General features: G+C 42.5%; 13 protein-coding genes and 2 rRNA genes. 8 read left to right on the top strand and 7 right to left on the bottom strand.

Annotated features, from left to right (window positions below):
- Positions 1-99: 99 nt before the first annotated feature.
- Positions 100-2,988 (top strand): 23S ribosomal RNA (locus BVU_RS19250).
- Between the two features lie 78 nt (positions 2,989-3,066).
- Positions 3,067-3,177, top strand: a 5S ribosomal RNA gene (rrf, locus tag BVU_RS19245).
- Between the two features lie 376 nt (positions 3,178-3,553).
- Here rrf and coaW read toward each other — a convergent pair.
- The 4 genes from coaW to BVU_RS19225 form a co-directional block, all read right to left on the bottom strand.
- Positions 3,554-4,378: a type II pantothenate kinase gene (coaW, locus tag BVU_RS19240; protein ID WP_005852264.1), complete on the bottom strand. Its 825-nt coding sequence runs from the start codon at positions 4,376-4,378 to the stop codon at positions 3,554-3,556.
- Positions 4,379-4,455: 77 nt separating this feature from the next.
- Complete coding sequence (locus tag BVU_RS19235; RefSeq protein ID WP_012055915.1) at positions 4,456-6,372, bottom strand: sialate O-acetylesterase; 1,917 nt, start codon at positions 6,370-6,372, stop codon at positions 4,456-4,458.
- Between the two features lie 37 nt (positions 6,373-6,409).
- Entirely contained in the window at positions 6,410-7,027 is a 618-nt protein-coding gene (locus BVU_RS19230; protein ID WP_005841672.1) for a phosphatase PAP2 family protein, read from the bottom strand.
- A gap of 106 nt (positions 7,028-7,133) precedes the next feature.
- Entirely contained in the window at positions 7,134-11,123 is a 3,990-nt protein-coding gene (locus BVU_RS19225) for a response regulator (protein ID WP_012055914.1), read from the bottom strand.
- Between the two features lie 296 nt (positions 11,124-11,419).
- Here BVU_RS19225 and BVU_RS19220 point away from each other — a divergent pair, with 296 nt between their 5' ends.
- Positions 11,420-12,175, top strand: coding sequence for a NigD-like protein (locus tag BVU_RS19220; protein WP_005841675.1), 756 nt, complete (start codon positions 11,420-11,422; stop codon positions 12,173-12,175).
- Between the two features lie 74 nt (positions 12,176-12,249).
- Here the strand turns inward: BVU_RS19220 and crcB are convergent, their stop codons facing one another.
- Positions 12,250-12,615, bottom strand: a complete 366-nt coding sequence (gene crcB, locus BVU_RS19215; RefSeq protein WP_005841677.1) for a fluoride efflux transporter CrcB — start codon at positions 12,613-12,615, stop codon at positions 12,250-12,252.
- A 98-nt stretch (positions 12,616-12,713) separates the two neighbouring features.
- On the opposite strand from crcB, the gene BVU_RS19210 reads away from it, so the two are divergent.
- The 5 genes from BVU_RS19210 to BVU_RS19190 all read left to right on the top strand — a co-directional run bounded on the left by BVU_RS19210 (position 12,714) and on the right by BVU_RS19190 (position 19,492).
- A complete protein-coding gene (locus tag BVU_RS19210; protein ID WP_005841679.1) occupies positions 12,714-14,120 on the top strand; it encodes an amidophosphoribosyltransferase in 1,407 nt (468 codons plus the stop codon).
- Between the two features lie 107 nt (positions 14,121-14,227).
- Positions 14,228-15,448, top strand: a complete 1,221-nt coding sequence (pepT, locus tag BVU_RS19205; protein WP_041174592.1) for a peptidase T — start codon at positions 14,228-14,230, stop codon at positions 15,446-15,448.
- Positions 15,449-15,483: 35 nt separating this feature from the next.
- Positions 15,484-16,569 carry a glycine cleavage system aminomethyltransferase GcvT gene (gcvT, locus tag BVU_RS19200; RefSeq protein WP_005841683.1) on the top strand — a complete coding sequence of 362 codons (1,086 nt, stop codon included), beginning with the start codon at positions 15,484-15,486 and terminating at the stop codon, positions 16,567-16,569.
- 205 nt (positions 16,570-16,774) lie between these two features.
- Positions 16,775-19,042, top strand: coding sequence for a cation:proton antiporter (locus tag BVU_RS19195; RefSeq protein WP_005841685.1), 2,268 nt, complete (start codon positions 16,775-16,777; stop codon positions 19,040-19,042).
- Positions 19,043-19,066: 24 nt separating this feature from the next.
- Positions 19,067-19,492 (top strand): HIT family protein, encoded by a 426-nt coding sequence (locus tag BVU_RS19190; RefSeq protein WP_005852253.1) that lies wholly within the window; start codon positions 19,067-19,069, stop codon positions 19,490-19,492.
- Between the two features lie 90 nt (positions 19,493-19,582).
- Here BVU_RS19190 and BVU_RS19185 read toward each other — a convergent pair whose 3' ends face one another.
- Both BVU_RS19185 and pth read right to left on the bottom strand, forming a co-directional pair.
- Complete coding sequence (locus BVU_RS19185) at positions 19,583-20,011, bottom strand: RNA-binding S4 domain-containing protein (protein ID WP_005841630.1); 429 nt, start codon at positions 20,009-20,011, stop codon at positions 19,583-19,585.
- Positions 20,011-20,574, bottom strand: a complete 564-nt coding sequence (pth, locus tag BVU_RS19180) for an aminoacyl-tRNA hydrolase (RefSeq protein WP_005841628.1) — start codon at positions 20,572-20,574, stop codon at positions 20,011-20,013. Before pth ends, BVU_RS19185 begins: the two co-directional genes overlap by 1 nt.

Raw genomic sequence — 20,574 nt, 5'->3', positions numbered from 1 at the left:
ACGATCTATGACATATTGTACAAGCAAACAGTAATTTTAGTAGTAAAGAGCTGAAAGTATATATCATCCCGCTGGCACGCAAGTGTGGGCGAATGAATAAGGAAAGTAAAGAAGGGCGCATGGCGGATGCCTTGGCTCTCGGAGGCGATGAAGGACGTGATAAGCTGCGATAAGCTTTGGGGAGGTGCAAATGACCTTTGATCCAGAGATTTCCGAATGGGACAACCCAATATCTTGAAGAGGTATTATCCAACGTTGTTGGAGGCTAACGCAGGGAACTGAAACATCTTAGTACCTGCAGGAAAAGAAAATAAACAATGATTCCCCCAGTAGTGGCGAGCGAACGGGGAACAGCCCAAACCATCCATGTTACGGCATGGGTGGGGTTGTAGGACTACGCCGTTGCATGAAGACATCAGAGAAGAACTTTCTGGAAAGAAAGACCATAGAGCATGACAGTTGCGTATTCGAATGTTGTCGAAGCATAGTAGTATCCTGAGTAGCGCGGAGCACGAGGAATTCTGCGTGAATCTGCCGGGACCATCCGGTAAGGCTAAATACTCCCGAGAGACCGATAGCGAACCAGTACCGTGAGGGAAAGGTGAAAAGCACTTCGAACAGAAGAGTGAAATAGTTCCTGAAACCGTGCGCCTACAAGCGGTCGGAGCTCGTTAATGAGTGACGGCGTGCCTTTTGCATAATGAACCTACGAGTTGCCTTTGCCGGCAAGGTTAAGTGTGACGACACACGTATCCGAAGCGAAAGCGAGTCTGAAGAGGGCGTATAGTCGGCAGTGGCAGACGCGAAACCAAGTGATCTACCCTTGGCCAGGTTGAAGGCTGGGTAACACCAGCTGGAGGACCGCACCAATAAGCGTTGAAAAGCTTCTGGATGAGCTGAGGGTAGGGGTGAAAGGCTAATCAAACTTGGAGATAGCTCGTACTCCCCGAAATGCATTTAGGTGCAGCCTTGCGGGTTACTGATGTGAGGTAGAGCGACTGATAAGATGCGAGGGCTTCACCGCCTATCAAGTCTTGACAAACTCCGAATGCGCATCAGTTCTACCGCAGGAGTGAGGGCATGGGTGCTAAGGTCCGTGCCCGAGAGGAGAAGAATCCGGACCACCTGCTAAGGTCCCGAAATGACAGCTAAGTTAAACTAACGAAGTCTGACTGCTAAGACAGCTAGGATGTTGGCTTGGAAGCAGCCATTCATTTAAAGAGTGCGTAACAGCTCACTAGTCGAGGAGTCGGGCGTGGATAATAATCGGGTATGAAGTTGTCTACCGAAGCAGTGGGATCATTTATATGATCGGTAGGGGAGCATTCCAGTCGGCGTCGAAGGCGTACCGTGAGGTATTCTGGAGCGTCTGGAAAAGCAAATGTAGGTATAAGTAACGATAAAGGGGGCGGGAAACCCCCTCGCCGAAAGACTAAGGTTTCCTGATCAACGCTAATCGGATCAGGGTCAGTCGGGTCCTAAGGCTCAGCCGAACGGCGATGCCGATGGCAGAAACGGTTAATATTCCGTTACTACCTTCAGGAGTGACGTGGAGACGCAGTAGTGACAGTGCCGCCATCTGACGGAATAGATGGTTGAAGGGTGTAGGAGTCGATCATGGCAGGCAAATCCACCATGAGATCCGAACCTGATAGTATGCCGCGTCCTTCGGGACAAGGCAATAGTGCGCGTAAGCATGCTGCCGAGAAAATCCGCTAAACTTAATCCTGGAGGTACCCGTACCGCAAACGGACACACGTAGTCGGGATGAATATTCTAAGGCGCTTGAGTGATTCACGGTTAAGGAACTAGGCAAACTGACCCTGTAACTTCGGGATAAAGGGTCCCTACCCTTTTATGGGAGGGCGCAGAGAATCGGTCCAGGCAACTGTTTAACAAAAACACAGGGCTGTGCCAAATCGAAAGATCCAGTATACAGCCTGACACCTGCCCGGTGCTGGAAGGTTAAGAGGAGATGTCATCAATAAGAGAAGCGTTGAATTGAAGCCCCAGTAAACGGCGGCCGTAACTATAACGGTCCTAAGGTAGCGAAATTCCTTGTCGGGTAAGTTCCGACCTGCACGAATGGTGTAATGATCTGGACGCTGTCTCAACCGTGAGCTCAGTGAAATTGTAGTATCGGTGAAGATGCCGATTACCCGCGATGGGACGAAAAGACCCCGTGAACCTTTACTATAGCTTATCATTGAATCTGGGCACGTGATGTGTAGGATAGGTCGGAGGCTTTGAAGCAGGTACGCCAGTATTTGTGGAGCCGCTGTTGAAATACGACCCTTTATTTGTTTGGATTCTAACCCGTGGATACGGGGACATTGATTGGTGGGTAGTTTGACTGGGGTGGTCGCCTCCAAAAGCGTAACGGAGGCTTCTAAAGGTGCCCTCCGGCCGATTGGTAACCGGCCTTAGAGTGTAATGGCATAAGGGCGCTTGACTGGGAGACTGACAAGTCGATCAGGTAGGAAACTAGAGCATAGTGATCCGGTGTTTCCGTATGGAAGGGACATCGCTCAAAGGATAAAAGGTACTCCGGGGATAACAGGCTGATCCCTCCCAAGAGCTCATATCGACGGAGTGGTTTGGCACCTCGATGTCGGCTCGTCACATCCTGGGGCTGGAGAAGGTCCCAAGGGTTGGGCTGTTCGCCCATTAAAGTGGCACGCGAGCTGGGTTCAGAACGTCGTGAGACAGTTCGGTCTCTATCTATCGTGGGCGTATGAAATTTGCGTGGCTCTGACACTAGTACGAGAGGACCGTGTTGGACAGACCTCTGGTTTGCCGGTTGTGCCGCCAGGTGCATTGCCGGGTATCTAAGTCTGGATCGGATAAGTGCTGAAAGCATCTAAGTACGAAGCCGGCCACAAGATTAGATTTCTCAGGGTCGTTGTAGACTACGACGTTGATAGGATGCAGGTGTAAAGGTAGAGATACCAAAGCCGAGCATTACTAATTGCCCGTCCACTTTCCTTATATGTCGGATGGTGTATACCTTTGGTTTTTACTACAGAATGAAATTACGATAACAGCTCAACAATATGTCAACCTTATTCAGGTGGCTATAGCACAAGGGTTCCACCTCTTCCCATTCCGAACAGAGAAGTTAAGCCTTGTCACGCCGATGGTACTGCGTCACAGTGGGAGAGTAGGTAGCCGCCGTTTTGATTGAAGCCCCCGGACTTGAAGAAGTTCCGGAGGCTTTTTTTTGTATACGCACGTGTGAAATGTGGCCTCTACCGTTTTTTCCCCGTGGGTGTGGGTACCTTTCCCACGGAACTGTCCGGAAGGCTCCGCCATGTCCTTTCTCCGGCGGAAGCGGTTCCGGAAACCCTCGCCGGGTACTCATGTTTTAGGAATATTTATTGAATATCCCTACTTTAAGTATAAATTAGTTGGCTAATTTTATGATATTTATTGTATCTCCCACTTTAGAAGATCAGCGGGAGATGCACTTTTTCTTTTTCATTGAGCTGAAAAATCTTGCTGCTATGCTAAGCATAATAATACAAAGGAGTTAGGAACAGTACAGTTCTCTTTCTTATTTATGTGTATAAGCTAGTGCTGCTCCCAATGCCGTGCGATACTCTGCATATTCAGGTATCCAAAAATGGCATTGGTACATTTCTTCCATAACTGGGAATATTTCTTTGCATTGTGGCATTTTGGTCAAATTACCTATTAGGACAAAATCTTTAATGTGGCTATTCAGTGCTGCTAATATGACAGATTGTCCTATTGATTGTAATACCATATGAATGATTCCCGCTGCTACATCTTCCATAGAGGCGTTTGAACTTGCTTTGCCAAATGTGGAAGCGGTGGCATCCAGAGGCAGTCCAGGTAGAGGGGTATTGCAAATATCCTTGATTTGCAGATCAATATTTTCTATTACACCTTTTTCTGCCATCTTTACCACTTGATGAATATTCTGTGTTTTTAACAACAGGCGAGATAGTCCTTGAATGGTTCCTCCGCCAATACCTATACCACCTATGTGAGATATGTTTTTACCTCCTTCCACTTTTACAAAAGAGGTGCCGGTACCCATGCTTACTACAATAAGGTCTTGCAATTGGGAGTCATAGTGAGCTCCAAGACCGTTTGCTAGAAACTCATCCGTATGATCAGTAGAGAGTCCATATAAGGGTTGGTTTACGTAAGCACTTCCCACTCCTGTCAACATGACTTTATCAATGTCGTTTAAGCTGATTCCATTATCATATATGTATTTGCCGAAAGCACCGAATAACGAAGTGATAGGATCTTCGGCTTTTACAATCATAGGATGTTTTATGCCTTCTTTATCCACACCTATTATCTTGGTGGTGCTTCCGCCTACGTCTATACCTATTACCATTCCCATTGTTTTTCTTTGTTTATTTTAAAATAGTGCAAATATACAGGAATTATCTAAGTGGCTATTCATATAGCTTGCAATAATTACCAATTATCTGTTCGGAATGGAGCTACAGGCAGGCCTGATGCTCCGAATAAGGTACCATCAGTATGGTTGGCCCAATTGTATCTTACGGCTACAGGATGAGGTACATCGGGTGATTGTACAATTATTTCTTTCTTTTTTACAGTTACTGTTGCCGGATAAAAAATCCGATCTGTACCTGCGATTATAAATCCGCGTACTGGGTCGGGATGCAAGAATCCTTTTCCTAAGTTTTCAAAATGGATGCGAAGGGTATTTCCTTCGATGCTGTAGCCTTTATAAACCGGATATTGAGGCATTTTTCTTTTTCCGTAAGTTTGCTTTAAAGCTAACTGTGATAGGCGAAGACCTGTTTCCAGAGTACTTTGGAAGGTATTGCTTTTTTCTTTCCCAATATCGGTGGTTATCACCATGCCTGTATGATTCAAGTGTAAAGCCTGTGCTTGTGCTTCACGCATGGCCGCCCAGTCTGAATCATCTTGTGCTTCTTCTTTTTTCTCATGATTGGGCAGTTGCACAAAGTAGAAAGGCATTTGTGGTTTTTGCCATTTATCGCGCCAGTCGGCTATCAATGACATGAATAAGTCTGCATATTCATCGCTACTTTCCAAATTACTCTTTCCTTGATACCATATAACACCTTGAAGGGGGAAAGAGGTAAGCGGATGTATCATTGCATTGAATAATCCTGTAGGATACTTAGGGTTACTTTCTGGTGAAATGGGTACAGGGGGGATTCCACTTAATGAGAGACCGGATAGGTATTTCCATTCTCCTGCCAATGAGATAGGATCTTTGCCTTTTACACTCAGCTTCATGTCTTCTGGACGGCCATATATTCCTCCTTTGCTTTTGTAATTGGTCACACGTATGGTCAGTACAGCTTTTCCGCGTTTTACCAGCTTATAGGGAATTGTGTAATAGCGGGACGCATCGGCTTTCGTGTTTCGTCCTATTTCAGTCCCGTTATAATATACGATGCTTTCATCGGCAATGTTCCCTAAATTTATTGTGACATTTTTTCTAGCCCAGTTACGTGGAATATCTATCGTTTTTCTGAACCACACTACTCCATCGAAGTCTTTCATTCCCTTATCTTCCCAGTATCCCGGAAGTTCCATTGTTTTCCAGTTTTCATCCGAATAATCAGGTTCCGCCCATACTTGGTGGTCATCGCACCATCCCATATCGTGTTCGTAAAGAGCTTGATACCACTCTTCTCTTTGACGGGCATATTCTGCTTCTATTTTTTCAGGATTGAACCCCAAGGATTCAAGCATTTCAGTTTCTTTGTTGTAACTTGGCAGGTTTTCTAACGCATCATAACTGGCCCATGCTTCTGCAGGAGTATCTTTCCAGGTACAACTTATTATACCTATGGGTACTTTCAGGTTTTTTTGTAACTGACTGGCAAAAAAATATCCGATTGCAGGGAGTCCGGTTATGGTTTCAGATGTACATTCTTTCCAACCTTCTTGTGTAGCATGCAAATCTTTCTTGGGAACTAAAGAGATTTCTTTTTTTGTCTGAAACAGACGGATATAAGGTTGGGAGGGTATATCTATGGGAGTTTCTGTTTCACATTCTCCTGTATACAACCATATTTCGCCAATCAGAATATTTTGCAGTATGTGCTCATCCCCGTCCGAAATGATAATTTCATAAGGACCTCCGGCAGATGGGGTAGGAACTTCTATTTTCCAATTTCCTTCTTTGTCAGGTGATGTCGTATAGGGATGCTTATTCCATCCCGTTTTTATTATCACTTCTTTTTTTGTAGATGAATGGCCATGAAAAATGACATTCGATTTTTGTTGTAATACCATATTGTCTGTGAATAATGCAGGCAGTGTTACTTTGGCCTCTGCCATACAAAATGCCATTAACATTCCCAATAAGATCATTTGTTTTTTCATAAGTGCCAAGTTTGTTGTGTTATTAAGTTTATAGTATTTATTTATGTTGTATAAGTCCCCGGTCTTTGAATATGAGTTGTACCAGGCGGAAAGCCAAATCAGTAAGCAATATTCCCAAGGCCGCACCAATGATGACATCAAACAGCCAGTGACGGTTATTCAGAATGCGGGTAAACCCTGTAACTATAGCTGCTGCGTATGCTACTAATCCTACCCAATATCCTTTGAATCCATATTCCTTATACAATAGGGTAGCTGCCATAAACGCTGCTGCCGTATGTCCGGAAGGAAAAGAGAAATAATTTGTGGCATCCGGGCGAAGCACCCCTGTGGTGAGTTTTAATCCATTTACTACCAGCTGCGTCAGTACGACTGACAAGACTATGAAAGTGAACAGCCGTTTCCATCCGAAATTACCTCTTATTCCTCCCAATTTCAGTCCGAATAGAAGTATGAGTGGAAAAAGTTGCAGATAATTGTCATAAGTTTGATGGAAAGCCGGAGCATGTACATTACGCAAATTACGTATGTATAGATTTGCATTTTCGAAAAAATGGGAGAATGTTCCGCTTCCGTCTTGCAAATACACTGCAATAACAAGTAATACAGCTACGTAAAACGTGATGATTGCCATCATTTTAATTTTTCCTATCATAAGTCAGTTTATTCTACGGATGAATGCCCCGAAAGTACTCATTTTCTCTTTTATCTGTTAATGCGTTAATGATAAATTTTGTTCAAAATAAGTTTCTTTAGGAATCTTATGGTTTAGTCGGTTCTTCCTTCATTTCTCCCTTGCTATATCCGCTAGGACTTATTTTATAGTATTTTTTGAATACCTCGCGGAAATATTTTACATCATTAAACCCGGTCATATCTGATATTTCGGATATATTATACTGTCCTTCGGATAGTAATTGCGCTGCCCGTTTCAGCCGGATCAGGCGGATATAGTCTGCCGGAGCTTGGTCTGTCAATGCTTTTAGTTTATTGTAGAAACTGGAACGGCTCATATTTTGTGAAGCACAGAGTGACTCCACGTTGAAACCTGAATTGTCTAGATTTTCAGTTATTGTTTCTTTTACTGCTTCCAGGAACTGTTGATCCAATGTGTTGCTATAATTTATGGAAATGCTGTCATTGTGTAGTTCCATTTCTGCATATTTGCTACGAAGTAGTGCACGGTTAGTCAGTATATTGGCTATGGATGCTTTTAGTATTCCTATGTTAAAAGGTTTTATCAGGTATTTGTCCGCACCTGTTTCCAACCCTTCAACGATATTCTTTTCGTCATTTAATGCTGTTAGCAGAATTACAGGGATATGAGACGTCAGTATATTATTCTTGATAGCAGAACACAATTCGTCCCCCCGCATTTCGGGCATCATAATGTCCGATAATACTAAATCAGGCTTAAATTCGGGGATGATTTTTAAGGCTTCTTTTCCATTGGTACATGTTTCCACTTGATAAGCTTCGGATAAAGTATGAGACAGATATTCGCGTAGATCGTCATGGTCTTCCACAACCAGGATGCGCTGTGCATTTTGAACATGCTGCCGATACTGATCTTTATAAGTGTGGGGAGAGACTGCACTAGGGGATACTGGTACCACGTTTTCTTGTTGTACCGTTTTTGTCGGAACCTGTTGACTTCGGAATTGTTTTTGGGGGAAGATAACCTTTACGCGGGTGCCTTTATTCTCTACGCTTTCTATGCTGATCTTTCCTTTATGAATACGTACCAGTTTCCACACTAACATCAGTCCGATTCCACTGCCTGTAATTTTTGCATTGATGGCATTGCTGCCCCTGAAGTGTAACTTAAATAACTTTTTCTGTTCTTTGGCAGGAATCCCGATGCCCGTGTCCGTAATCTCCAGACTCCAGTTGTCCTTGTCATGGCGGGTGATAATGTGTACCTCACCGTGGGCGGGAGTATATTTGATGGCATTTGAAATCAGATTTTTTGTGATCGAGTCCATCTTTTCTTTGTCGAACCATACATTTTGATATTCAAAGTTGCTTTTGTAGTCGAGTTTGATCTGTTTGGCTTCTGCATAACTATAAAAGGCATGGTATATTCCTTCCATATAGGTATTAAGTTCGTGTTCCGATATACGAAGGGAGGATGAGTACACATTGGCTTTGCTGAAGTTTATCAGATTGGTGGTGAGGCGTATCAAAGTGTCCACGTTCTTCATGGCTGTAAGCATATTGGCCTGACTTTCTTCACTTAAATTTTCTTTTTGTTGAATTTCTTCCAAAGGTGCCTTTATCAGTGTCAGCGGAGTACGGATATCATGCGCTGTATTGATAAAGAACCGAGTTCTTTCATCCGAGGCCTTTTTTTCTCTGCGCATGGAATGAAGGCGGAAAATGACGTATGTTGCTAAAATGATAGTCAGGACATAAATACAAATAGCCCAAAAACTGAGCCACACGGGATGTGCTACAGTTATTTTCAATATCCGCTCCTGCAACACGTGTTTATTATCCTCTTTGGAAACAGAACGTACACGCAGTGTATAGGTGCCGGGAGCAACATTAGTAAATCGGATAGTTCCTTCGTCACTGGGAGTAGTCCAGCCATCGTAGAATCCTTCCAACTGCCAGGTATATAGTATGTCCGACGGATAATCGTAATTGATAGAGGATACTCGGATGGAAAATGTATTTTGCATATATTTCAGATTCAATTTCTCTATTTGGTCGATATCTTTAGTCAGAGGAGAGTTTGGATCATTGGGATATACAGTTTGGTAGAAAATACGGAAATCGCTGAATATCATATGTGAATCTCCTGTTTTGGGCATCTCTATGTTTGGGGGGAATTCCAGTGCACCGTCTGTACTTCCGAATACGGTGTTCCCATTGGCACGTAGTACGCCGGAGCCGGCATTGAAACAGGTGGACATCAACCCTTGTCCGCGAGTCCAGTTGCGGAACTGGCGGTTGGTAGGCGAGAAAATACTGATACCATTTTCGGTACTCATCAAGATATTCCCGTCTTTTGTGGGTAGAATAACATAAATGCTGTTTGATACTAACGGGCTGTTTCCTGTATGGTAATGGGCGCTGATTGATTCTTTTACCGGATCATAAGTAAATAGTCCGGAACCACTGGTGCCAATGTAGAGTAAACCATTGTCTTCTTGGTGTAACGTATAAATGTAGGTTGCTCCACCGGGCAGAGGTATTTCATGGTATTTGCCCGAATTCCGGTCTAGTAGAAAAAGATTGGTGGAGGTACCTATCCACATAGATGTACTGTCCTTTTCTTCAATGGCAGTAACAGAACCTAGTCCGGGATAAAGACGTCCTTGGCGTGTCTTCAGATTAAAGCATTTCAGATTATAATATCCTCCGGACCATATACACCCGTATCTGTCCTTTTTAATGTCGCGTATGTATTTGTCGGCACGTACATTCAGATGGAAGGATTGGGCAGGGGTGAGGTATTCTATGTTTCCGTTTTTCTTGGTAATCTGGAAAATGCCCGATGCATATCCTCCCGCCCATATAATACCCGGAGAGACTTCGCATAAAGTAATAAAAATGCGGTTCTGATTTTTTAGTCCGTGATTGAAAGAGCTTAGGAAAGAACGCCATTGCTTTTGTTTTGAATCGTATAAGCTGATGCCGTTGCTTGTTCCAAACCACAGATCCCCGTCACTGTCTTCTATAATGGAGTTTACTTGGTTGTTTACTAGTGACTGCCGGTTGCCAATAGAGTGCTTTATCCAGTTGTAGTTGGTATATTGGTTATTGCGGACGGTAATTCCCGTAGGATAGTTGGACAGCCAGATACGCTGCTCGTTGTCTACATATACATCATTGATAATGTTTCCGTCCATTTCGTTGTAACTACCATAGTTCGCAATGATATAAGGATCTGTTTCATAGGTGTCTATGTTTAACTTGTGTACTCCTGCTCCTTCAGTGGCTACTAATAACTCCTTTGTGTTCAAAGGACTGATCCGTGTAATATTCACATCTGTCAGTTCTACTTCGGGACGTACAATTTTCTGGCTGTTCAAGTCATATATATAGACTCCCTTTTCAAAAGTGCCTATAAACAGTTTGTTGGCTGTACGGTGTAGATATAATTCATGTACGTGCATATCCATCATTCCCAGTTTGCCGCAGGAGAGCTCTTTTAAATTCCCGTTTTCCAGTTTTGCCAGATAGATTCTTTTGTCTGTACCTATAAAGAAATGTTCACTGTTTATCTGTTCTATGCAGGTGATATTTCCCAGTCGGTTAGAGATTCGTTGCTTTTGTCCGGATTCTATGTTAAAAAGGTGGATAGCCGATTTGCCGCACAGCCATACGTTATCCTCCTGGTCTATGTAACTATATCTCACGAAAGCATGGTAGTCCTTATTCCAGTAATTGTACATACTGTATATCTGTACAAAACGGTCGTGGCCTGAATCATAACGAAAAATTCTGCCTTGTTTTCCTGTGACCAGTAGTGTACCTGTTTTATCTAAAAAAGTCCAGTTTATATTCAATAACGGGTCTAGTTCCCTGTTACCTTCTCTTAATTTATAATGTTTTATTTCTTTTCCGTTATATTGGTCTATCCCCACATGGGTAAGGAACCACATATATCCACGAGCATCTTTCTGAATTTTGTATATTTTCTGATTGCTTAGTCCTTCTTCTATGCCAATATATTTATAAGTCTGCGATGAGACGGTTAATGACAGTAGTAAAAAAATGAGACTTGTGATAGTAGCTTTCATAAAACTCTTTATTCTAAATCTTTTCTTTTTTCAAAAAACAGTAACAAAATTAAGATAAAAAAATCATAGGATTAGTAATTTGAGATGAGCTAAATTTCGGTAAAATTATCCCTTTGTTCGCCTATGGCTCGCTTGTGTGAATATAAGAAATATAAATGGAAGAAGGTTTGTAACATAACTGTCAGATGATTATGTTTTCTTAACAAAACTTCGTGCAGCATTATGGTATGGCCTGCATTTCTTTCAATAGAAAGGACTTATAAACTAGAATAATTAACTAAGTAAAGAAAAGCACAATGAAAAAGTTTTTTGGTTTTAATAAATTGCTTGCGTCTGTAGCGGTACTTGCTTCTGTGATGATCTTTCAATCCTGTTTGGATGATGATGATAATGATTATTATAGATATGCGTTGCCCAATGCACTGGTTACAGTGAAACCGGTGGCCGACAATTCATTTTTTATGCAGTTGGATGACAGTACGACACTGTTACCTGTCAATATGAAAAATTCTCCCTATGGTGAGAAGGAAGTAAGGGCCCTTGTAAATTTCGATCCGGTGAATGAGTCAAGCGGAGAGTATGACAAGGCTGTACATATCAACTGGATAGACAGTATCTTGACAAAACCGATTGCCGGTGATTTAGGAGATAAGAATGATGAAGTATATGGTACTGACCCTGTAGATATGATTAACGATTGGGTAACAATTGCCGAGGACGGTTATTTGACTTTGCGTTTCAGAACCATGTGGGGAAATCGCAGTCAAGCTCATTTTGTCAATTTGTTGATGAGTAAAGATGCTGAAAATCCTTATGAGGTAGAATTCCGTCATAATGCTTTTGGTGATGTATATGGTGAACCTGCCGACGGACTGGTGGCATTTAATTTGGATTCCTTGCCTGACACTGAAGGAAAAACAGTGAAGCTGAAATTAAAATGGAAATCATTTAACGGAGAGAAAACTGCGGAATTTGATTATTGTACCCGTAAGTCAACTCCTGCAAACAGTGCAGCCATTACAGCCGGACGAAGTGTCTTGAGATTAAAATAAGGTTTAATAACTGAGGTGCAATTTCAATCCCTCCTGTTCTATGTGGTATAGAGCCGGAGGGATATTTTTTTGCTTTATTCGCTCATCCATATCCCTAGCATTACTCCGAGGATACCCAATACCACACTACCGATGATGTAGGTGAAAAAAGAGGGGTAGAGTCCTGATTTCAGTAATTGCAGACTTTCGTTGCTGAAAGTGGAAAAAGTAGTGAAGCCACCGCAAAGTCCGATAGTGAGCATCAGTCTTATATCATTGTTGATATGAATGCGTGAGGTGAGGGTATAGAATACCCCGATCAGTATGCAACCCAAAATATTGACTGCGAAAGTACCCCACGGAAAATTCGTTGTTCCCTGGCGATAAATGCTTATGGTAAGCAGGTAGCGAAGTACACTTCCTGTACCTCCTCCCAAGAAGATGAGTAATAGTGATTTCATAAATGCTACATTTTAATGCAAAAATAGCAATGATTATTCATTCAGAGCCAAACTTTTTTCGTAATTTTGCACCCTAAACGAAAAATACGCAAAAAGGAATGGGTGGTTTTTTTGGAACAGTCTCAAAGGCTGAATGCGTCACCGACTTATTTTACGGGACGGACTATAATTCACATTTAGGAACAAAAAGAGGTGGTTTGGCTACGTATGCCCAAGGAGAGGGATTTATGCGTTCTATCCACAATTTGGAGAGTTCTTATTTCCGCACGAAGTTTGAATCTGAACTTCCAAAGTTCAAAGGTAGTTCGGGTATCGGCATTATCAGTGATACGGACCCGCAGCCTATCGTGATAAACTCGCATCTGGGCAAGTTCGCCATCGTCACAGTAGCTAAAATCAATAACATTACGGAATTGGAACGCGACTTGCTGGCAGCTAATATGCACTTTTCTGAAATGAGTCTTGGCAAGACGAATCAGACGGAGCTGATCGCATTGCTTATTGTGCAAGGGAAAAATTTTGTAGATGGTATAGAGAATGTCTTTAATAAAATCAAAGGATCATGCTCCATGCTGATATTGACGGAAGATGGTATTATAGCAGCACGTGACAAATGGGGACGTACTCCGATTGTGATAGGTAAAAAAGAGGGTGCGTATGCTGCGACAAGTGAATCAAGCAGTTTGCCGAATCTGGATTATGAAATAGAGAAATATGTAGGACCGGGCGAAATTATTCGCTTGCGTGCCGACGGAATGGAACAAATGCGCAAGCCGAACGAAGGAATGCAGATTTGTTCTTTTTTGTGGGTATATTATGGATTTCCTGTTTCATGCTATGAAGGGAAAAATGTAGAGGAAGTACGTTTTATGAGTGGTTATAAAATGGGGCAGAAGGACGATTCGGAAGTTGATTGTGCCTGCGGTATTCCTGATTCGGGAGTAGGCATGGCATTGGGGTATGCTGAAGGCAAAGGAATTCCTTATCATCGTGCTATTGCCAAGTACACACCCACCTGGCCTCGTAGTTTTACTCCTGCCAATCAGGAAATGCGTTCACTGGTAGCAAAAATGAAGCTGATACCTAATCGTGCAATGCTGGAAGGTAAGCGCGTGTTGTTCTGTGACGATTCTATAGTACGTGGAACCCAACTTCGTGATAATGTAAAAATTTTATTTGATTATGGTGCCAAAGAGGTTCATATGCGCATTGCTTGTCCGCCATTGATTTATGGATGCCCTTTCATTGGTTTCACTTCTTCAAAAAGTGATTTGGAATTGATAACCCGCCGGATGATTAAGGAGATTGAAGGCGATGAAAATAAGAATCTGGAAAAATATGCAACGACAGATTCGCCGGAGTATAAGAAGATGGTGCAAATGATTGCCGACCGCTTCGGTTTGAGCTCCTTGAAATTCAATACTTTGGAAACTTTGGTAGAAGCGATAGGATTACCAAAATGTAAGGTATGTACCCATTGTTTTGATGGTTCCAGTTGCTTCTAATAACAAAATAATAAAATATTAATGAAAAAGAGCCGTGATTTGTTTGGCAATTCACGGCTCTTTTTCTATTTTTACAGGCAAGTATGAATATTAAAACAAAAAGAAAAATGACGGTAATAGAACGATTTTTAAAATATGTAAGCTTCGACACTCAGTCTGATGAGAATAGCGGGGCTACCCCCAGTACACCGAAGCAGATGGTGTTTGCACAATATTTAAGATCTGAATTGGAACAATTGGGCTTTCAGGAAATTTCTTTGGATGAGAATGGTTATCTGTTTGCCACATGGCCGGCCAATACGGATAAACCGGTTCCTACCATCGGATTTATTGCACACATGGATACCAGTCCCGATATGACGGGTGCGGGAGTCACCCCACGCATTGTCTATGGTTATGACGGAACGGATATTGTATTATGCGAAGAAGACAACATTATACTTTCTCCCAAGCAATTTCCCGAACTGTTGGATCATAAAGGGGAGGATCTTATTGTAACCAACGGCAAAACATTGTTGGGAGCTGATGACAAGGCGGGTATTGCTGAAATCATCTCAGCTATGGTATATTTGAAAGAACATCCTGAAATCAAGCATGGAAAAATTCGTGTGGGATTTAATCCTGATGAAGAAATAGGCTTGGGTGCACATAAATTTGATGTGGAGAGATTCGGATGCGAGTGGGCATATACGATGGATGGTGGTGAAGTAGGGGAGTTGGAGTTTGAAAACTTTAATGCCGCTTCTGCGAAAGTGATTATTAAAGGACGTAACGTACATCCGGGATATGCAAAGGATAAAATGATCAACTCCTTGCGTGTGGCTAATGAGTTTGTGTCTTTACAGCCTACGGATGAAGTGCCCGAATGTACTGATGGTTATCAGGGATTCTATCATTTGATTGGCATGACGGGTGAAGTAGAGCAGACTACCATCTCTTATATAATCCGTGATCATGACCGTGCCAAGTTTGAGGCATGCAAGGAAAATATGAAAAAGTGGGCGGAAATCATCAATAAGAAATATGGAGAAGGCACCGTTACATTGGAATTGAAAGACCAGTATTACAATATGCGTGAGAAAATTGAGCCGGTGATGCATATCATTGATATCGCTTTCAAGGCTATGGAAGAGGCGGGCGTGACACCTAAGGTGAAGGCTATCCGCGGTGGAACGGATGGTGCACAACTTTCATTCAAGGGATTGCCTTGTCCCAATATTTTTGCCGGCGGCTTGAATTTTCATGGCAGATATGAGTTCGTGCCAATCCAGTCTATTGAGAAAGCCATGAAAGTGGTGGTGAAAATCGCTGAATTGGTGGCAAGATAAGTAATTTATTAACCTTAAAATAGTAAAGTAATAACATGAAAACAACTCCGTTTACCGAAACACACATTGCCTTGGGGGCGAAAATGCACGAATTTGCAGGTTATAATATGCCTATTGAATATTCGGGAATTATTGATGAACATCTTACTGTATGTAATGCCGTAGGTGTTTTTGATGTATCCCATATGGGTGAATTTTGGGTAAAAGGTCCTAATGCGTTGGAGTTTTTGCAGCAAGTGACTTCAAACAATGTGGCAACTTTGCCCGTCGGTAAAGCGCAATATACTTGTTTCCCTAATGAGGAGGGAGGTATTGTTGATGACCTGTTGGTGTATCACTATGAATCCGAAAAATACTTGTTGGTGGTAAATGCGGCCAATATTGAGAAAGACTGGAACTGGTGTGTCAGCCATAACACAGTGGGTGCGGAATTGGAAAATGCATCCGACCGTATGGCACAGCTTGCTATTCAGGGACCGAAGGCTATGGAAGTTTTGCAAAAACTGACTCCGGTCAACTTGTCTGAAATTCCTTATTATGCTTTTACCACAGGTGAGTTCGCCGGTCAGAAAGATGTGATTATTTCGAATACCGGTTATACCGGTGCAGGTGGTTTCGAGCTTTATTTTTATCCCGAAGCCGGTCAGGCTATCTGGAAAGCAATTTTTGAAGCAGGTGCTCCTGAAGGGATTAAACCTATCGGGCTAGGGGCTCGTGATACATTACGTTTGGAAATGGGCTTTTGCCTGTATGGTAATGATTTGAGTGATACCACTTCTCCGTTGGAAGCAGGATTGGGCTGGATTACCAAATTTGTTGAAGGAAAGAATTTCACTTCACGTGCTTTACTTGAAAAGCAGAAAGCCGAAGGATTGAAACGCAAGCTGATTGCTTTTGAAATGGTAGACCGTGGTATTCCCCGTCATGGTTATGAACTGGTAAATGCTGATGGAGAGAAAATAGGTGAAGTAACTAGTGGAACCATGTCTCCAATGCGTAAGATTGGTATCGGTATGGGATATGTTCAGACCGCTTACACAGCATTAGGTACTGAAATATTTATTGATGTGCGCGGACGCAAGCTGAAAGCTGTAGTAGTAAAGGCCCCGTTCAGAAAATAAATCGAAAGCCGGAAAAGAGAACGCTGATAACAAAGAAAACGCGGATATTCAAGAAATCTGAATATTCGCGTTTTCTTTATATGGCTGATATACATTTACGGTTAGTTCCTTTTCATAAAAACAGCTTTTAATGCAAAATTAATAATAGGATGAAGAATATGATAAATAGATAATTCTTAATTTTGCAATCAAAAATTTATTAGCTATGTCTGAATTGGCTCCATTGATAAGTGATTTGGCTTTGATTCTGATCTGCGCCGGTGTCATGACGCTCGTCTTTAAACGGTTAAAGCAACCTCTTGTTCTCGGCTATATCGTAGCCGGCTTTTTGGCAAGTCCCCATGTTCCTCTTACTCCGTCGGTCATTGATGTGGCCAATATCCATACATGGTCGGAGATTGGTGTGATATTCTTGTTGTTCGCTCTAGGGTTGGAATTTAGTTTCAAGAAACTGGTGAAGGTAGGGGGGACGGCGGTCATTGCGGCGTGTACCATTATATTTTGTATGATATTGGTTGGGATTTTTGTAGGGTGGTCTTTCGGGTGGCAACGCATGGACTGTCTGTATTTGGGAGGTATGTTGGCCATGTCCTCCACGACTATTATCTATAAGGCTTTTGATGATTTGGGATTGAGGCAGCAACGGTTTGCCGGTTTGGTTCTTAGTATTTTGATATTGGAAGATATATTGGCTATTGTTTTGATGGTTATGTTGAGTACAATGGCAGTGAGTCAGAATTTCGAGGGCAGTGAAATGGTATATAGCATTGCCAAATTATTATTCTTCCTTATATTGTGGTTTGTGGTAGGTATTTATATCATTCCTACATTTTTGAAGCGTTCCCGCAAGTGGATGGCAAATGAAACATTGCTGATTGTTTCGCTGGCATTGTGCTTCGGTATGGTAGTTGTGGCGGCCAAGGTTGGATTTTCGGCTGCGTTTGGAGCTTTTATAATGGGGTCTATTTTGGCAGAAACGGTAGAGGCCGAAAATATAGAGAAGCTTGTGGCCCCTGTAAAGGATTTGTTTGGAGCCATTTTCTTTGTATCTGTGGGAATGATGGTAGACCCTGCCATGATTGTAGAATATATATGGCCCATTGTGATTATTACATTGGCCATTCTGCTTGGGCAGGTTATTTTTGGTACAGGTGGCGTGATTTTGTCGGGACAGCCGTTGAAAGTTGCCATGCAATGTGGCTTCAGTCTGACCCAGATTGGTGAATTTGCATTTATTATCGCTTCGTTGGGGGTAAGTCTGAAAGTAACCAGTGATTTCTTATATCCTATTGTGGTGGCTGTTTCGGTCATTACCACATTTCTGACCCCGTATATGATACGTTTGGCGATACCTGCTTATCATATAGTAGAGAAACGTCTGCCCGGCAAATGGAAAAAAATGCTTGAGCGTTATTCATCGGGATCACAAACGGTGAATCATGAAAACAATTGGAAGAAATTGTTGGTTGCCATAGCTAGGATCGTAGCTGTTTATTCTGTATTGTGTATAGCTATGATTACACTTTCATTCCATTTTATTATTCCATTGTTCCGGGCTAGTCTGCCTGTCTTTTGGGCCAATCTGGCAGGAACTGTTTTTACTATCGTCTGCATCGCACCTTTCTTGCGTGCCATTATCATGAAAAAAAACCACTCTGTAGAGTTCCAGGCGTTATGGCAGGATAGCCGTTTCAACCGGGCTCCCTTAATTTCTACCATTTTACTCCGTATAGTGATAGCTGTCATGTTTGTGATGTTTGTTATAGAGAAACTTTTTCAGACTTCCACGACTTTGCTGATCGGTATAGCCGTTGTTTTGGTAGGTATGATGATGTTCTCGCGATGGCTGAAGAAGCAATCTATATTCATGGAGCGTACTTTTATTCAGAATTTGCGTTTCAGAGATGTGCATGCTGAGTTCACAGGTCAGAAGCGTCCTGAGTATGAAGGACATTTGTTGTCCCGCGACTTACATCTTTCGGATTTTGAGATACCTGCGGATTCCTTATGGGCGGGATATACATTAAGAGAGCTGAATTTGGGGCATAAATACGGAGTACATGTGGCATCTATCATTCGTGGAATGCATCGTATTAATATTCCGGGGGCGAATGTACGTCTGTTTCCCGGTGACACCATACAGGTAATCGGTACGGATGAGCAGTTGGGCGAGTTTGCCCGTCAGGCAGAAAGAGTATCAGCCGCCGCTGAAGAGGAAGATTTGGAAAGGCGTGAAATGAATCTGAAACAGTTCATTATAGATCGTAACTCATTTTTCTTGGGTAAAAATATCAAAGAAAGTGGTATCCGGGATGAGTACAAATGTCTGGTGGTAGGCGTCGAAAAAGAAGATAGTACGCTGATGACCCCTGATATCAATGTACCTTTTACGGAAGGAGATGTGGTATGGGTGGTAGGCGAACGGGATGATGTGTACCGTTTGTTGGGTAAGAAAGAAAAAGAGGAAGAATAATTAATTTTAATACATAAGAAAACCATGAAAAGTGATCCTAAAGATTGTCTGTATTGTCAGAACAATGAGACATTGCACAATTTAATGATTGAAATAGCGCCACTGAGTGTTTCACGCGTATTCCTGTTTAAGGAACAAACCTATCGCGGACGTTGCCTTGTTGCTTATAAAGATCATGTAAACGACTTGTTTGAACTGAGTGATGAAGAACGTAATGCATTTATGGCAGATGTAGCCCGTGTGACCCGTGCTATGGACAAGGCTTTCCACCCTGAAAAAATAAATTACGGAGCATATAGTGACAAACTTTCTCACCTGCATTTTCATCTGGCTCCCAAGTATGTGGACGGACCTGATTATGGAGGTGTATTTCAGATGAATCCGGGAAAAGTTTATCTGACTGATGCGGAATACCAAGAAATGATTGAAGCTATAAAGAAAAATCTGTAGTAGTGAAATGATTAACAGATAGATAGTAGTTAATGGCTAGTGATTAATAGCAGATGCGTACACCTACAATCACTAACCATTAATCACTATCTATTCTTGTTCTTCGAAATCAAATTCAAAGTCGAAGTCATCATCACCGAAATATTCAGGAGTAATGAATTCTTCCATGCTGCGACGGTCCTTCTTGGTGGGACGCCCTGTTCCGCGGGCGCGATCAACAAAACCGCTGATTCTGCTCATTTCCAGTAATTCATATTGCTCCGGAGTCGTTACATTCTCCAGAATTTCAGGAACCAATTTGGCACCTATACGTTTCTCTATTGCCTGTAAAACTTTAAATGAGTACGTGACAGGCGGTTTCTTTACCTGTATCACTTCTCCCGGCTTTATCATTCTCGACGGCTTCACCTGAGTACCGTTGATGGAAACCCGTCCTTTCTTGCATGCTTCGGCAGCGATAGTACGGGTCTTGAATATACGTGAGGCCCACAGCCATTTATCAATTCTTGCTTCAGCCATTACTTTTTATTGTATTGGTTCATTGTTATACTGATGCCTGCCAGACAAAAACTCTTAATTATGTCGCAAGCCGTTGCTACACGTTCGTCCATGGTCTTCAAATCTTCATCAGTGAAGTGACCTAATACAAAATCTATTTGTCCGCCACGGGGAAAATCGTTGCCGATACCAAAGCGCAGACGGGCATAATCCTGTGTACCCAGCGTAGCAGCTATATGTTTCAAACCATTGTGTCCGGCATCGCTGCCTTTTCCTTTCAGGCGTAGTGTACCGAAAGGAAGGGCGAGGTCGTCCACCACTATCAACACATTTTCCAACGGAATGTTTTCTTTCTGCATCCAGTAGCGCACTGCATTTCCACTCAGGTTCATGTAAGTAGACGGTTTCAGCAGGATAAGCTGGCGTCCTTTGAGCGAGAGGGTGGCAGTAGCCCCATAACGTCCGTCGGTAAAAACAAGATTGGACGCCTTTGCAAGGGCGTCCAATACTGTGAATCCTATGTTGTGACGGGTATTTCGGTATTCTTCACCTATATTACCCAGTCCTGTAATCAAATATTTCAT

The organism is Phocaeicola vulgatus ATCC 8482, from assembly GCF_000012825.1.
Lineage (GTDB): Bacteria > Bacteroidota > Bacteroidia > Bacteroidales > Bacteroidaceae > Phocaeicola > Phocaeicola vulgatus.
This window is presented reverse-complemented; position numbering and strand designations above follow the sequence as displayed.

Bases quoted from the DNA above. Each gene is read 5' to 3' on its own strand.
- pth (WP_005841628.1), bottom strand. From the start codon at position 20,574: ATGAAATATTTGATTACAGGACTGGGTAATATAGGTGAAGAATACCGA.
- BVU_RS19225 (WP_012055914.1), bottom strand. From the start codon at position 11,123: ATGAAAGCTACTATCACAAGTCTCATTTTTTTACTACTGTCATTAACC.
- coaW (WP_005852264.1), bottom strand. From the start codon at position 4,378: ATGGGAATGGTAATAGGTATAGACGTAGGCGGAAGCACCACCAAGATA.
- BVU_RS19230 (WP_005841672.1), bottom strand. From the start codon at position 7,027: ATGATAGGAAAAATTAAAATGATGGCAATCATCACGTTTTACGTAGCT.
- BVU_RS19195 (WP_005841685.1), top strand. From the start codon at position 16,775: ATGTCTGAATTGGCTCCATTGATAAGTGATTTGGCTTTGATTCTGATC.
- pepT (WP_041174592.1), top strand. From the start codon at position 14,228: ATGACGGTAATAGAACGATTTTTAAAATATGTAAGCTTCGACACTCAG.
- BVU_RS19190 (WP_005852253.1), top strand. From the start codon at position 19,067: ATGAAAAGTGATCCTAAAGATTGTCTGTATTGTCAGAACAATGAGACA.
- BVU_RS19220 (WP_005841675.1), top strand. From the start codon at position 11,420: ATGAAAAAGTTTTTTGGTTTTAATAAATTGCTTGCGTCTGTAGCGGTA.
- BVU_RS19210 (WP_005841679.1), top strand. From the start codon at position 12,714: ATGGGTGGTTTTTTTGGAACAGTCTCAAAGGCTGAATGCGTCACCGAC.
- BVU_RS19185 (WP_005841630.1), bottom strand. From the start codon at position 20,011: ATGGCTGAAGCAAGAATTGATAAATGGCTGTGGGCCTCACGTATATTC.
- gcvT (WP_005841683.1), top strand. From the start codon at position 15,484: ATGAAAACAACTCCGTTTACCGAAACACACATTGCCTTGGGGGCGAAA.
- BVU_RS19235 (WP_012055915.1), bottom strand. From the start codon at position 6,372: ATGAAAAAACAAATGATCTTATTGGGAATGTTAATGGCATTTTGTATG.
- crcB (WP_005841677.1), bottom strand. From the start codon at position 12,615: ATGAAATCACTATTACTCATCTTCTTGGGAGGAGGTACAGGAAGTGTA.